The sequence below is a fragment of the Streptomyces sp. NPDC051218 genome (assembly GCF_044455475.1).
Lineage (GTDB): Bacteria > Actinomycetota > Actinomycetes > Streptomycetales > Streptomycetaceae > Streptomyces.
In genome coordinates this window covers 196,124-209,617 of sequence record NZ_JBITEU010000011.1, presented here as the reverse complement: position 1 = coordinate 209,617, position 13,494 = coordinate 196,124, and the positions used below count along the sequence as shown (strand labels likewise).

Below are 13,494 nucleotides of genomic sequence, written 5' to 3'. Positions count from 1 at the left end.
GCCCAACGGTTGCTTCAGCCCTGCCAAACGCAGTGCTTAGGCGGAGACGACCTCGATGTTGACCTGAGCGGCAACCTCGGGGTGCAGACGCACGGACGTCGCGTGGGCGCCCAGCGTCTTGATCGGCGAGCCCAGCTCGACACGACGCTTGTCGATCTTCGGGCCACCGGCGGCCTCGATCGCCGAAGCGACGTCAGCCGGGGTGACAGAACCGAAGAGACGACCGGCGTCGCCGGAGCGGACGGCCAGACGGACCTTGACGCCCTCGAGCTTGGCCTTGACCTCGTTGGCCTGCTCGATGGTCGCGATCTCGTGGATCTTGCGAGCACGACGGATCTGCTCGACGTCCTTTTCGCCACCCTTGGTCCAGCGGATCGCAAAGTTCCGCGGGATCAGGTAGTTGCGGGCGTAACCGTCCTTGACGTCTACGACCTCGCCGGCGGCGCCGAGGCCGGAGACCTCGTGGGTGAGGATGATCTTCATTAGTCGGTCACCCTTCCCTTATCGCGCGGTGGACGTGTAGGGCAGCAGCGCCATCTCACGGCTGTTCTTCACGGCCGTGGCGACGTCACGCTGGTGCTGCGTGCAGTTGCCGGTCACGCGGCGGGCACGGATCTTGCCGCGGTCGGAAATGAACTTCCGCAGCATGTTCGTGTCCTTGTAGTCCACGTACGTGACCTTGTCCTTGCAGAATGCGCAGACCTTCTTCTTAGGCTTGCGCACAGGCGGCTTCGCCATGTGTTCTCTCCTGTTTGATCAAGAAGTGTGGGAACGGCCCACCCTTGGCCCTAAGGCCTAGAAGGGGGGCTCGTCCGAGTAGCCGCCGCCAGAGCCGCCGGAGCCACCGGAGCTTCCGCCCCAGCCACCGCCGCCGCCCTGCTGGCCGCCGCCGGCCGGCGCACCGGTCGCCCAGGGGTCGTCGGCGGGAGCACCGCCGCCGCCACCCTGCTGCTGACCGCCACCGGAGCCGCCGCCCCAGTTGCCGCCGCCCTGCTGGCCGCCGCCACCGCCGCCGAATCCGCCGCCCTGGCCACCGCGACCGGTGGTCTTGGTGACCTTGGCCGTGGCGTTCTTCAAGCTGGCGCCGACTTCCTCGACGTCCAGCTCGTAGACCGTGCGCTTGATGCCCTCACGGTCTTCGTAGGACCGCTGCTTCAACCGGCCCTGCACGACGACGCGCATGCCTCGCTGAAGCGACTCCGCGACGTTCTCCGCCGCCTGACGCCAGACCGAGCAGGTGAGGAAGAGGCTCTCGCCGTCCTTCCACTCATTGGTCTGACGGTCGAAGGTGCGGGGAGTGGACGCGACACGGAACTTCGCGACCGCCGCACCGGACGGGGTGAAGCGCAGCTCGGGGTCGTCGACAAGATTGCCGACTACCGTGATGACGGTCTCGCCTGCCATGGGGGAACCTCTCGGCGGGTTTGCTGCTGGCTGCTTTTGCTGCTGCTACTCGGATCCCGAGTACCGCTGAGCTAGGAAGCTCAGTGGGTCTCGGGACGGAGGACCTTGGTCCGGAGGACCGACTCGTTCAGGTTCATCTGGCGGTCGAGCTCCTTGACGACCGCAGGCTCGGCCTGCAGGTCGATGACCGAGTAGATGCCCTCGGGCTTCTTCTTGATCTCGTACGAGAGACGACGACGGCCCCAGGTGTCGACCTTCTCAACCTTTCCGTTGCCCTCACGGACGACGGAGAGGAAGTTCTCGATCAACGGGGAGACAGCGCGCTCCTCGAGATCGGGGTCGAGGATGACCATCACTTCGTAGTGACGCATGTGGAACCCACCTCCTTTGGACTCAGCGGCCACGGTCGTTCCGTGGCAGGAGGGTCGTGATGCGTACGCAACGGTATCGGCAGCCACTGACAATCGGGCTTCCCGATCAGTAGGCCGATCGGGAGTCCCTGCCATGGCCTGGGCAGACACCGGTGCAGACGGTACACAGTACCCGCACCGGGGCTTCCGGTTGAAATCCGGCTGCGGAAGGGCAGAATCTGTACACATCGGGTGTGTATGGCGCTACAGTGCGCCGCCTTCCGCAGGAGGTGCCTTATGGCACAGACATTGCGACCGAACACCGCCGGCTCTCTCTTCGCCACGGACGGCAAGGCCCATCCCATGCAGGACACGCTGCTCGGCGTGACCCTGATCCTGGGTGCGATCGCCTTCGTCACGGCGATGTTCCACAACCTCCACCTGCTCAGCTCCTGGGCCGGCCTGGTGGGAATCGCCACGGGTGCTTGGGGACAGTTCATCTCCGAGACGACCCGCGAACGCTTCGGCCTGATCCTCGGCCTCGGCGCATCGGCGGTCGGATTCTTCCTGGGTATGGCCCACGGCGGGCTCTTCGGCGGGCTTTGGTAGCCGCCCCTCGACGCCCCCGCCGCGCTTAGGGCGGGGGCGTAGGTCCCGTACGCCCAGACGGGGCGCTCTCGGGGCACAGTAGGCTTCGGCGCGAGAGCCGGAGCCCCTGTACCCATGGGGACACACCAGCCCGAGGAGCGCCCCGAATGAGTCTGACCCTGAGGACCATCAGTCGCGAGCAGCATCTGGCGTATATCCAGAGCCTGCCGTCGGCAAGTCATTGCCAGGTCCCGGCATGGGCGGATGTGAAGAGTGAATGGCGTTCGGAGAACCTGGGCTGGTTCGACGACCGGACCGGCGAACTCGTCGGTGCGGGCCTGGTGCTCTACCGGCAGCTGCCCAAGGTGAAGCGCTATCTCGCGTACCTCCCCGAGGGCCCGGTCATCAATTGGTACGCACCGAACCTGGACGACTGGCTGCAGCCGATGCTCGCGCATCTGAAGCGGCAGGGCGCCTTCTCCGTGAAGATGGGCCCGCCGGTCGTCATCCGGCGCTGGGACGCTCCCGCGATCAAGTCCGGGATCCAGAACCCGGACGTGAAGCGCTTGCGGGACGTCGAGGCCTCGCACATCGAACCGCGGGCCTTCGAAGTCTCCGACCGGCTGCGGAAGATGGGCTGGCAGCAGGGCGAGGACGGCGGCGCCGGCTTCGGTGACGTCCAGCCGCGCTACGTCTTCCAAGTGCCGCTGGCCAACCGCTCCTTGGACGAGGTCCTCAAGGGCTTCAACCAGCTGTGGCGACGCAACATCAAGAAGGCCGAGAAGGCCGGCGTCGAGGTCGTCCAGGGCGGTTACGAGGACCTCGCCGAGTGGCAGCGCCTGTACGAGATCACCGCGATCCGCGACAAGTTCCGTCCTCGGCCGCTGGGTTACTTCCAGCAGATGTGGCGGGCCCTCAACTCCGAGGACCCCAACCGCATGCGGCTGTACTTCGCGCGGCACAACGGCGTGAACCTGTCCGCTGCGACGATGCTCGTCGTCGGCGGCCACGTCTGGTACTCCTACGGCGCCTCGGACAACATCGGCCGCGAGGTCAGGCCCTCGAACGCGATGCAGTGGCGGATGCTCCGGGACGCCTACGCGCTCGGCGCCACCGTCTATGACTTGCGGGGCATCTCCGACTCCCTGGACGAGACGGACCACCTCTTCGGACTGATTCAGTTCAAGGTGGGCACGGGTGGAGAGGCTGTCGAGTACATCGGCGAGTGGGACTTCCCCCTCAACAAGCTGCTCCACAAGGCGCTCGACATCTACATGTCGCGCCGCTGACCGCACCGCCCCGGCACAACTCGCACCACCCGAAATAGTCTTCATATCTCTGATACACCGCAGCCACGAGAAAGGTTCCGGGATCCGGCCATGGCGCTCACGCTCTATGTCGACACCGCGCGCTGGCGGGCACACCACAAGCACGTGCTGGAGCAGTTCCCGGGAATCGTCCCGGTCTGCAAGGGCAACGGCTACGGCTTCGGTCATGAGCGCCTCGCGGAAGAAGCGACCCGCTTCGGCTCCGACGTCCTCGCCGTCGGCACCACGTACGAAGCAGCCCGGATCAAGGACTGGTTCAGCGGTGACCTGCTGGTCCTGACCCCGTTCCGGCGGGGCGAGGAGCCCGTGCCGCTGCCCGACCGCGTCATCCGCTCCGTGTCCTCCCTGGACGGCGTACACGGCCTCGTGGGCGCCCGCGTCGTCATCGAGGTCATGTCCTCGATGAAGCGGCACGGCGTGAGCGAGCAGGAGCTCTCACAGCTCCACGCGGCTATCGAGGACGTACGGCTCGAGGGCTTCGCGATCCACCTGCCGCTGGACCGCACCGACGGCTCGGACGCCGTCGAGGAGGTCATCGGCTGGATGGACCGACTGCGTGCCGCCCGTCTTCCGCTGCACACCATGTTCGTCAGCCACCTCAAGGCCAACGAACTCGCCCGCCTGCAGCAGCAGTTCCCGCAGACGCGCTTCCGCGCGCGCATCGGTACGCATCTTTGGCTGGGCGATCACGAGGCCACCGAGTACCGCGGCGCCGTCCTGGACGTCACGCAGGTGACCAAGGGCGACCGCTTCGGCTACCGCCAGCAGAAGGTCGCGTCCGACGGCTGGCTGGTCGTCGTCGCGGGCGGCACCTCGCACGGCGTCGGCCTGGAGGCTCCGAAGGCACTGCACGGGATGGTCCCGCGGGCGAAGGGCGTGGCCCGCGCGGGCCTCGCGACCGTCAATCGCAACCTCTCGCCGTTCGTCTGGGGCGGCAAGCAGCGCTGGTTCGCGGAGCCGCCGCACATGCAGGTCTCCATCCTCTTCGTGCCCTCGGACGCTCCCGAGCCGAAGGTGGGCGAGGAGCTGGTGGCCCATCTGCGGCACACCACCACGCAGTTCGACCGCATCGTCGACCGCTGATCACGACTGGCCGAACACAGCCTGAAGGGCCGGGAGCGACCGTCGTCTCTCCCGGCCCTTCAGTCGTTCCAGGCCATCCCGGCGGTGTGTTCGCTCAGGGCGAAACGTCGGTCGACGCCGACCTCGACCCCCACCGCACCTGGGGGCCCTCGGTGGAGTGCACCGTCTGCCGCGGCGGATGAGTTGCCTGGCCGAGGACGAAGACGTCCTGTGCGCCGTCCAGGACGCCTCCAGAGGGGTCATCGTCACCGGACCGCCGCACCGGGTCCCGCTCCGGCATCAGGATGTCGCGTACGACCACGGCGCACAGGTACAGCGTCCCCAGCAGGTGGATCACGATGGCGAGTTGATAGCCCTCGGTCGGCAGGCCCTTGTGGGCCTCTCCGCTCGTCGTGTACGCGAGGTACAGCCAGATGCCCAGGAAGTACGCGACCTCGCAGGCCTGCCAGATCAGGAAGTCACGCCAGCGCGGCCGGGCCAGCGCCGCGAGGGGGATCAGCCACAGTACGTACTGCGGCGAGTAGACCTTGTTGGTGAGGATGAAAGCGGCGACCACCAGGAAGGCGAGCTGCGCGAACCGCGGCCTGCGCGGCGCGGTCAGACCCAGCGCGCCGACCCCGAGGCAGGCAAGCAGCATCAGAGCCGTCGCCAGGGTGTTGACCGTGTCCGTGGACAGCGGTTCGTCCATGCGCTGCGAGAGGATCAGCCAGAACGAGCCGAAGTCGACGCCTCGCTCCTGGCTGAAGGTGTAGAACTTCGCCCAGCCCTCGCGGATGTGGAAGCCCGTCGCGTCGTGCGTGATCATCACGGGCAGGTTCACCACGAGCCAGGCCCCTACCGCGGCCCCGGCCGTCGTGAGGAACGGCCGCCAGCGCCCTGCCCGCCAGCACAGGATGAGCAGCGGGCCAAGCAGCAGCGCAGGGTAGAGCTTCGCGGCGGTCGCAAGACCCAGCAGGACGCCCGCCGAGAACGTGCCCCCACGCGCCCACATCAACATCGCGGCGGCCGTGAGAGCGACGGCGAAGAGGTCCCAGTTGATGGTGGCCGTCAGCGCGAATGCGGGCGCCAGGGCGACCATCAGGCCGTCCCAGGGGCGGCGCCTGTGGGTGCGGGCGACGCAGACGGCGATGACCGCCGTACAGGCCATCAGCATCCCGGCATTGACCATCCAGTAGAACTTCTCCTGGTGCTGGATGCTGCCGCTGCCCGGGGTCAGCCAGGAGGCCACCTCCATGAACACACCGGTCAGCACCGGATACTCGAGGTACTCCATGTCGCCGGGCAGCTTGTCGAAGTAGGGCACGAGCCCGTCGGCGAAACCGCGCCCCTCGTAGAGGTGCGGGATGTCGGAGTAGCAGGCATGCGTGTACTGCGAGCTCGCACCCTGGAACCATGCGCCGTCGTAGCAGGGCATCTTCTGCACCATGCCGAGTGCGAACATCCCGATGGCCACGAGCGCGATGACGCGTACGGGGGTCAACCGTGTCGCCGCGTACAGCACTCTGCGGCCGATGGGTCCACCGATCAGCTCGCTGCCGGCCGCGGCGACCTCATCCTCCTTGGTCGGCTGTACGGGCTCCGGCGGTTGCGCACTGGGGTTCTTGTGCACGCTCGTGCGCGCCGTCTCTGCACTGGGCATGCCGCACATCCTGCCGTACGCACCTGAGAACACGGAGAGGGCCGCCACACCGGTGCGGTGTGGCGGCCCTCGTCAACGCTCAGCGGCGCATGTTTCACGTGAAACAGTGCGTTTCACGTGAAACACACTCACGGGGGAGCAGCTCAGCCTCCCGGGCCCCCGAGCCAGCCTCCGTTGTCGTTTCCGTTGTTCCCTCCGCCACCGGTCGGTTCATCGGTGGCCGGTGGCGACTCCCCGCCGGTACTGCCCTCGTTCTCCCCGCCTTCCGACGTACCGCCGTTGTTGTTGCACTGCCAGTCCCAGTCGGCACAGGACTCACCGGGATCAGGACTGTCCGACGGGCTGGGGGACGGCCCACTGTCCGAAGGGCTCGGCGTGGGTGACGTCTCCGGCTCCTCCGTCTTCGACGGGGTCGGGGTGGGGGCGGGCGGTGGCGTCTCACCGACGACCGAACCGATCGGCTGCGGGACCGGGAAGTTCTTTACGGGCTCACCCTTCAGGGCCTGCTCCATGTAGCTCTTCCAGATCTGCGCGGGGAACGAGGCACCGTGGATCTTCTCCTCGCCACCCGTACCGAACATCTCGAGGAACTCGCGCTTCTTGTTCCCCTCGTTGTCGTCGAGGCGATACATGCTGATCGCGGTCGAAAGTTGCGGGGTGTAACCGACGAACCAGGCGGACTTGTTGCCGTCGGTCGTACCGGTCTTGCCCGCCACCTGGCGGCCGCTCAGTTGGGCCGCGGTACCCGTGCCCTTCTCGACGACCGTCCTGAGCACGTCGGTGACGTTGTCGGCGACCTCCTTGTCGAAGGCCCGCTTGGTCTGTGACCTGTGCTGCCAGACGTTGCTGCCCTTGTACTCGACTTCCTTCACCGAGTACGGCTCGTTCTGCTTGCCGCTGGCCGCGAAGGTGGAATAGGCACCAGCCATGCGGATCGCACTCGGGGAGGACGTGCCGAGCGAGAAGGACGGGTAGTTGGCGCTGGCCAGGCTGTTCTCCTTGATGCCGGAGGCGATGGCCGCGTCCTTCACCTTGTCCAGGCCGACATCCATGCCCAGCTGCACGTAGGCAGAGTTGACCGACTCCCGCATCGCCTCACGTAGGTCGATCTGGTAGGTCGGCGCGTTGTACGACGCATCACCGTCGTTGGTCTGCAGCCACTCCTTGCCTTCTCGGTCCTTCCAGACGGTGCCGTCGTAATTCTGGATCTTGAGCTCGTTCTTGCCGCTGTACAAGCTCTTGGGATTGACGATCGTGCGCTGGGCCTCCTGCACTTCCGGCCCGTTCTTGGCGCGCGTTCCGTCCTTGAAGGCCGCTGCCAGCACGAAGGGCTTGAACGTGGAGCCGACCTGCGCACCGGTCTGGTCCGCGTTGTTGGTGAAGTGCTTGGTCGCGTCCTCACCGCCGTAGATGGCCTCGATCGCCCCGTCCTCGGGATTAACGGACGCGCCACCGAACTGGACGTGGGTGTCCTTGTCCGGTCGCTCCTTGGGCTTGATCTTCGCCTTGCGGACCTTCTCCACGGACTTCTCGAGCTTGTCGACTTTCGACTTGTCGAAGGTCGTGTGGATCTCGTAGCCACCCTGCTGTAGGTCGTTGGCCGTGATCTTTCCACCGCTGTTGTTGATCACATACGCCTTGGCCAGGTCGACCAGATACCCGACCTGACCGCCCAGCTGAGCGTTGGAACGGGGGTTGTGCAGCGTCGGGAAATCCGTGTACTTCTTCCGAACCTCGGCGGTCAGATGGCCGTCCTTGACCTCTTCATCGAGGATCCACTTCCACCGCTTCGTTGCACGCGCGGTGTTGGCGTCCCGAGAAGCCGCGGGATCAACCTCGGGAGAGCCAGCCGGGTCGTAGTACGTGGCGCCCTTCAGGACCGTCGCCAGCAGCGCGCACTCGCTGGGGTTCAGTTTGGCGGCGTCCTCGTTGAAGTAGGCGCGGGCAGCTGCCTGGATGCCATAGGCACCTCGCCCGTAATAGGCGGTGTTGAGATACCCCGCCATGATTTCTTCCTTGCGGACCGTCCGGCCGACCTTTATGGAGATGAAGAGCTCTTTGAACTTACGCGTGAACGTCTGCGACTGGTCACCCAGGCGCGCGTTCTTCACGTACTGCTGGGTGATGGTCGAGCCACCCTGGGTCTCGCCGCCCTTGGCCATGTTGACCACGGCCCGCGCGATGCCCATGGGGTCGACGCCCTTGTCGTCCTCGAACGTCTTGTTCTCGGCCGAGATGACGGCGGTGCGCATCGCCACGGGGATCTTGTCGTAGTCGATGATCTGGCGGTTCGTCTCACCACCGGTCGCGACCATCGGCTTGCCGTTGGCCCAGTAGTAGACGTTGTTCTGCGCCTTGGCCGCTTCGTCGACCTTCGGCACCTCCACCAAGGCGTACGCGATTCCCGTGACCGCCATCAGGCCGCCGAGGAAGCCGACGAACAGGCCGGTGACCAGACGCCATGACGGCACCCAGCGGCGCAGACCGTCCTTGTCCGCACGCGGGTAGTCGATGAACCGCTTCTTGCGGGGCTCGTGGCCTCCTCGGCCGCGGCCGCGGCCGGGCCCGTTCGGGCCACCGCCACCGCGCCGACCGCCGCCGGCGCCTCCGCGCCCGGCACCGGATCCGTCGGCTGCTCTGCGTCGGCCGCCACCCGCACCGACAGCGCCACTGCGCTGCGCGGCGCGACGAGCCTCGGCACGGCCGCCGTAGGAGCGGTCCCCGTCGTCAGGGGCTCCTGCTCCGTGCGAGCCGGTTGAGGAAGTGGGCGATCCAGTGGCGCCACGCGGTGCCGCGCGGCGACCCGACGACGCGCCTGGGACGCCGCGTCTGGCCGCGGCGCGTCCGCCGCCCTGCGGCTGCGGCGGTTTGCGACGGTGCTCGCTCATCGAACGATTACTCCTCGGGCAGGCGCAGGTATCCGCGCCTGGAAACGGCGGCTGGTTTCCGGTCCCCCCGAAGTACGGATGCGCCCTTCTCAGCGCTCACCCGCACTACACCAGGGTCAACGACGCCCTCACGCGTCACTTGGTTCCCGGCGGTCTGCATGGCGCACAGACTACGCACCGTCAAAACCCTCTTAGGGCAGAAGTTCACCCCAAATCAGGCAAGTTACTTCCTACGAATCGGTGATGTGACGCCGTTCACCGTTTCCCCTCTTGTCTCAACAGGCGGGCCGTTCTATCGTCTCGATGTATCGAGTCGATACATCAGCTCGGCATAAAGACCGTGTCGACAGACGCTGGCAGACGGGAGGCGACGATGAGCAGACGCTCCGGCATCCTCGAGTTCGCCGTGCTCGGCCTGCTGCGCGAGTCCCCGATGCACGGCTATGAGCTGCGTAAACGGCTCAATACTTCGCTGGGAGTGTTCCGCGCCTTCAGCTACGGGACGCTCTACCCCTGCCTCAAGACGCTGGTCGCCAACGGCTGGTTGATCGAGGAATCGGGCGGCACCCCCGAGGAGGCCCTCGCGGCCCCCCTCTCCGGGCGCCGCGCCAAGATCGTCTATCGGCTGACGGCGGAAGGTAAGGAGCACTTCGAGGAGCTGCTCTCCCAGACCGGCCCCGACGCGTACGAGGACGAACACTTCGCCGCCCGCTTCGCCTTCTTCGGGCAGACATCGCGGGACGTACGCATGCGGGTCCTCGAGGGGCGTCGCAGCCGCCTCGAGGAGCGTCTGGAGAAGATGAGCGCCTCCCTGGCCCGTACCCGGGAGCGCCTGGACGACTACACGCTTGAGCTGCAGCGGCACGGAATGGAGTCCGTGGAGCGCGAAGTGCGCTGGCTGAACGAGCTCATCGAGAGCGAGCGCGCGGGGCGGGACCAGCAACGGTCCGCCCCGGACGGCTCCGCTCAGCACGACAGCACATCTGGGGAGTCGGGCGGCCTGCCCCGGCGGCGGGACACGAACCCGCCGCCGGATCCGTCCGATGACACCGCCAAGTGAGACCCCGCGGTCCGCGGGGTCTCATCCGGAATACACAGATCACACAGGGAGCAACCGGAATGGGTTCGGTTCGCGTAGCCATCGTCGGCGTGGGCAACTGCGCCGCCTCGCTGGTCCAGGGCGTCGAGTACTACAAGGACGCAGACCCGGACGCCAAGGTCCCGGGCCTGATGCACGTCCAGTTCGGCGAGTACCACGTCGGTGATGTCGAGTTCGTCGCCGCCTTCGACGTCGACGCCAAGAAGGTCGGGCTCGACCTCTCCGACGCCATCGGCGCCAGCGAGAACAACACCATCAAGATCTGCGACGTGCCGAACAACGGCGTCACCGTCCAGCGCGGCCACACGCACGACGGCCTGGGCAAGTACTACCGCGAGACCATCGAGGAGTCCGCCGAGGCCCCCGTGGACGTCGTCCAGATCCTCAAGGACAAGCAGGTCGACGTCCTCGTCTGCTACCTGCCGGTGGGTTCCGAGGACGCCGCGAAGTTCTACGCGCAGTGCGCCATCGACGCCAAGGTCGCCTTCGTCAACGCCCTCCCGGTCTTCATCGCCGGCACCAAGGAGTGGGCCGACAAGTTCACCGAGGCGGGCGTCCCGATCGTCGGCGACGACATCAAGTCGCAGGTCGGTGCCACCATCACGCACCGCGTGATGGCGAAGCTGTTCGAGGACCGCGGTGTCCGTCTCGAGCGCACCATGCAGCTCAACGTCGGCGGCAACATGGACTTCAAGAACATGTTGGAGCGCGACCGCCTCGAGTCGAAGAAGATCTCGAAGACGCAGTCCGTCACCTCGCAGATCCGCGACCGTGACATGGGCGCCGACAACGTCCACATCGGTCCGTCCGACTACGTCGCGTGGCTCGACGACCGCAAGTGGGCGTACGTCCGCCTCGAGGGTCGTGCCTTCGGTGACGTCCCGCTGAACCTGGAGTACAAGCTCGAGGTCTGGGACTCCCCGAACTCGGCCGGTGTCATCATCGACGCCCTGCGCGCCGCGAAGATCGCCAAGGACCGCGGCATCGGCGGCCCGATCCTCTCCGCGTCCTCGTACTTCATGAAGTCCCCGCCGGTGCAGTACTTCGACGACGAGGCCTACGAGAACGTCGAGAAGTTCATCAAGGGCGAGGTCGAGCGCTAAAGCCCGCCGCTTGAACAGCTGTTGAGGGTCCCCGGGCAATCCGCCCGGGGACCCTCCTCGTATGTGAGGCTGTGCCCCATGGCTGTCGTCGGTGACCTGCGCGTACTGCTGCGCCTGCGGGACTTCCGGCGCCTGCTCGCCGTGCGGCTCCTGTCCCAGGGCGCGGACGGCGTCTACCAGGTGGCCCTCGCCACGTACGTCGTCTTCTCGCCGGAGAAACAGACCTCGCCGGGCGCGATCGCCTCCGCGATGGCGGTGCTGCTCCTTCCGTACTCGCTGATCGGCCCCTTCGCCGGCGTCCTCCTCGACCGCTGGCCACGCCGACAGGTTTTCCTGTACGGCAACCTGCTGCGGGCCGCTCTTGCCTCGGTGACGGCGGTGCTGATGCTGGGCGGCGTGCCGGACTGGCTCTTCTACGCCTCCGCTCTCTGCGTCACGGCCGTCAACCGTTTCGTCCTGGCCGGACTGTCGGCGGCGCTGCCGCGCGTGGTCGACGACGAGCGGCTGGTGATGGCCAACTCCCTCTCACCGACCGCGGGGACACTGGCCGCCACGGTGGGCGGCGGTCTGGCGTTCGTCGTACGCCTGGTGGGCTCCGACTCGGACGCGGCGGTCGTCCTGCTCGGGGCGGCTCTGTACCTCTGCGCGGCGCTCGCCTCACTGCGGATGGCGCGCGACCTCCTCGGCCCGGATCCCGAGCTGGTGCGACCACGGCTCGGTGCTGCGCTCTCCGGTACAGCACGGGACCTGGTCGCCGGGGTGCGCCATCTGTCGCAGCGCCGCCCGGCCGCCCGAGCGCTCCTCGCGATGACGTTCATGCGGTTCTGTTACGGCGCCCTGACGGTCATGGTCCTGATGCTCTGCCGGTACGCCTGGTCGTCCACGGAGTCCGACGGGCTCGCCCTGCTCGGGCTCGCCGTAGGGATCTCGGGGGCGGGCTTCTTCGCGGCGGCCGTGGTTACTCCCTGGGCAGTGAACCAACTGAGCGCCTCGGGCTGGATCGTCACCTGCGCGGGGGCCGCGATGGTCCTGGAGCCGGCGCTTGCCCTCCCCTTCACCCCGGCCCCTCTGCTCATCGCCGCGTTCCTGCTGGGCCTGACGACACAGGGAGCCAAGATCGCCACGGACACGGTGGTGCAGTCAGCGGTGGACGACAGCTTCCGCGGCCGGATCTTCTCGCTCTACGACGTCCTGTTCAACGTCGCCTTCGTCGGCGCGGCAGCAGTAGCCGCGCTCATACTGCCGCCTGACGGTCGATCGGTTCCGCTGGTGGTCACGGTGGCCGTTATCTACGCAGCAATTGCTGCCGCTATGGCCAGATTTGACGCGCAGTAAGTGTCACATCAATGCCACAGAGGCCCTCTGGGCTACAGAGATGTCGTTGCCTCCCTATAACTTACGGACGTCGTATCCGCGCCATAGCGCTTCCGTTCGAGGGGGACCCCCAAGTGACTACTCCGCCCCAGGGCCAGAATCCGTACGGCCAGGCCGTGCAGCCGCAGCCCGGCCAGCCGGGTCAGCCCGGCCAGCCCGGCATGCCGCAGCAGCCCTACCCGCCGTACAACCAGGGGGCGCCGGTTCCTCCTCCGGCCGCTCCGAGCGGTGGCCGCAGCAAGAAGCTCATGCTGCGCATCGGCGGTTTCATCGTCGTCGCCATCCTCATCGCTGTCGGCAAGTTCTACCTGGGACAGAATGACGCGGAGACCACGGCCGTCGGTGACTGCCTGCACAACAAGGGCACGCAGTCGCAGCCGGACATGAAGGACGCCGACTGCTCTTCGAGTGACGCCGATTTCGAGGTCATCGAGAAGTTCGACGACACGAGCAGCGTCAGCAAGTGCGACACGGTCACGGGGACCGAGGTCGCCTACTACCAGACCGGCAGCGGCCACAACATGGTGCTCTGCCTTAAGAACAAGTAACGGTATGTAGCGGCATGCGCGAAGGGGCACTGTTTCACGTGAAACAGTGCCCCTTCGCGTATCCGGATCCGGTGCGATGTTTCACGTGAA

General features: G+C 66.7%; 13 protein-coding genes. 7 read left to right on the top strand and 6 right to left on the bottom strand.

Annotated features, from left to right (window positions below; genetic code table 11):
- Positions 1 to 36: 36 nt before the first annotated feature.
- The 4 genes from rplI to rpsF all read right to left on the bottom strand — a co-directional run bounded on the left by rplI (position 37) and on the right by rpsF (position 1,775).
- Positions 37 to 483, bottom strand: a complete 447-nt coding sequence (gene rplI / locus ACIBCK_RS31120) for a 50S ribosomal protein L9 (protein ID WP_190082966.1) — start codon at positions 481 to 483, stop codon at positions 37 to 39.
- 18 nt (positions 484 to 501) lie between these two features.
- A complete protein-coding gene (rpsR, locus tag ACIBCK_RS31115; RefSeq protein ID WP_003949403.1) occupies positions 502 to 738 on the bottom strand; it encodes a 30S ribosomal protein S18 in 237 nt (78 codons plus the stop codon).
- A 57-nt stretch (positions 739 to 795) separates the two neighbouring features.
- The gene (locus ACIBCK_RS31110) at positions 796 to 1,404 is read right to left on the bottom strand and encodes a single-stranded DNA-binding protein (RefSeq protein WP_399395645.1); all 609 of its coding nucleotides are present in this window, start codon (positions 1,402 to 1,404) and stop codon (positions 796 to 798) included.
- Between the two features lie 80 nt (positions 1,405 to 1,484).
- Positions 1,485 to 1,775 (bottom strand): 30S ribosomal protein S6, encoded by a 291-nt coding sequence (gene rpsF, locus ACIBCK_RS31105; RefSeq protein ID WP_006604399.1) that lies wholly within the window; start codon positions 1,773 to 1,775, stop codon positions 1,485 to 1,487.
- A gap of 276 nt (positions 1,776 to 2,051) precedes the next feature.
- On the opposite strand from rpsF, the gene ACIBCK_RS31100 reads away from it, so the two are divergent.
- The 3 genes from ACIBCK_RS31100 (at position 2,052) to ACIBCK_RS31090 (ending at position 4,753) form a co-directional block, all read left to right on the top strand.
- Entirely contained in the window at positions 2,052 to 2,363 is a 312-nt protein-coding gene (locus ACIBCK_RS31100) for a hypothetical protein (RefSeq protein WP_399395643.1), read from the top strand.
- Positions 2,364 to 2,509: 146 nt separating this feature from the next.
- Positions 2,510 to 3,631, top strand: a complete 1,122-nt coding sequence (locus tag ACIBCK_RS31095) for a peptidoglycan bridge formation glycyltransferase FemA/FemB family protein (RefSeq protein ID WP_361828908.1) — start codon at positions 2,510 to 2,512, stop codon at positions 3,629 to 3,631.
- A gap of 90 nt (positions 3,632 to 3,721) precedes the next feature.
- Positions 3,722 to 4,753, top strand: a complete 1,032-nt coding sequence (locus ACIBCK_RS31090; protein WP_160506093.1) for an alanine racemase — start codon at positions 3,722 to 3,724, stop codon at positions 4,751 to 4,753.
- A 94-nt stretch (positions 4,754 to 4,847) separates the two neighbouring features.
- Here the strand turns inward: ACIBCK_RS31090 and ACIBCK_RS31085 are convergent, their stop codons facing one another.
- The gene (locus ACIBCK_RS31085) at positions 4,848 to 6,401 is read right to left on the bottom strand and encodes a glycosyltransferase family 87 protein (protein ID WP_399395640.1); all 1,554 of its coding nucleotides are present in this window, start codon (positions 6,399 to 6,401) and stop codon (positions 4,848 to 4,850) included.
- Between the two features lie 134 nt (positions 6,402 to 6,535).
- A complete protein-coding gene (locus ACIBCK_RS31080; RefSeq protein WP_399395638.1) occupies positions 6,536 to 9,280 on the bottom strand; it encodes a transglycosylase domain-containing protein in 2,745 nt (914 codons plus the stop codon).
- Between the two features lie 373 nt (positions 9,281 to 9,653).
- Between ACIBCK_RS31080 and ACIBCK_RS31075 the strand changes: the two genes are divergently transcribed.
- The 4 genes from ACIBCK_RS31075 to ACIBCK_RS31060 all read left to right on the top strand — a co-directional run bounded on the left by ACIBCK_RS31075 (position 9,654) and on the right by ACIBCK_RS31060 (position 13,404).
- Positions 9,654 to 10,340 (top strand): PadR family transcriptional regulator, encoded by a 687-nt coding sequence (locus ACIBCK_RS31075; RefSeq protein ID WP_367043696.1) that lies wholly within the window; start codon positions 9,654 to 9,656, stop codon positions 10,338 to 10,340.
- 59 nt (positions 10,341 to 10,399) lie between these two features.
- Positions 10,400 to 11,482 carry an inositol-3-phosphate synthase gene (locus tag ACIBCK_RS31070; protein WP_399395636.1) on the top strand — a complete coding sequence of 361 codons (1,083 nt, stop codon included), beginning with the start codon at positions 10,400 to 10,402 and terminating at the stop codon, positions 11,480 to 11,482.
- Positions 11,483 to 11,560: 78 nt separating this feature from the next.
- Positions 11,561 to 12,817, top strand: a complete 1,257-nt coding sequence (locus ACIBCK_RS31065; RefSeq protein WP_399395634.1) for an MFS transporter — start codon at positions 11,561 to 11,563, stop codon at positions 12,815 to 12,817.
- Between the two features lie 113 nt (positions 12,818 to 12,930).
- Positions 12,931 to 13,404: a hypothetical protein gene (locus tag ACIBCK_RS31060; RefSeq protein WP_399395632.1), complete on the top strand. Its 474-nt coding sequence runs from the start codon at positions 12,931 to 12,933 to the stop codon at positions 13,402 to 13,404.
- Positions 13,405 to 13,494: the final 90 nt, after the last annotated feature.

Bases quoted from the DNA above. Each gene is read 5' to 3' on its own strand.
- ACIBCK_RS31075 (WP_367043696.1), top strand. From the start codon at position 9,654: ATGAGCAGACGCTCCGGCATCCTCGAGTTCGCCGTGCTCGGCCTGCTG.
- ACIBCK_RS31090 (WP_160506093.1), top strand. From the start codon at position 3,722: ATGGCGCTCACGCTCTATGTCGACACCGCGCGCTGGCGGGCACACCAC.
- ACIBCK_RS31085 (WP_399395640.1), bottom strand. From the start codon at position 6,401: ATGTGCGGCATGCCCAGTGCAGAGACGGCGCGCACGAGCGTGCACAAG.
- rplI (WP_190082966.1), bottom strand. From the start codon at position 483: ATGAAGATCATCCTCACCCACGAGGTCTCCGGCCTCGGCGCCGCCGGC.
- ACIBCK_RS31110 (WP_399395645.1), bottom strand. From the start codon at position 1,404: ATGGCAGGCGAGACCGTCATCACGGTAGTCGGCAATCTTGTCGACGAC.
- rpsF (WP_006604399.1), bottom strand. From the start codon at position 1,775: ATGCGTCACTACGAAGTGATGGTCATCCTCGACCCCGATCTCGAGGAG.
- ACIBCK_RS31100 (WP_399395643.1), top strand. From the start codon at position 2,052: ATGGCACAGACATTGCGACCGAACACCGCCGGCTCTCTCTTCGCCACG.
- ACIBCK_RS31065 (WP_399395634.1), top strand. From the start codon at position 11,561: ATGGCTGTCGTCGGTGACCTGCGCGTACTGCTGCGCCTGCGGGACTTC.
- ACIBCK_RS31070 (WP_399395636.1), top strand. From the start codon at position 10,400: ATGGGTTCGGTTCGCGTAGCCATCGTCGGCGTGGGCAACTGCGCCGCC.
- ACIBCK_RS31080 (WP_399395638.1), bottom strand. From the start codon at position 9,280: ATGAGCGAGCACCGTCGCAAACCGCCGCAGCCGCAGGGCGGCGGACGC.
- ACIBCK_RS31095 (WP_361828908.1), top strand. From the start codon at position 2,510: ATGAGTCTGACCCTGAGGACCATCAGTCGCGAGCAGCATCTGGCGTAT.
- rpsR (WP_003949403.1), bottom strand. From the start codon at position 738: ATGGCGAAGCCGCCTGTGCGCAAGCCTAAGAAGAAGGTCTGCGCATTC.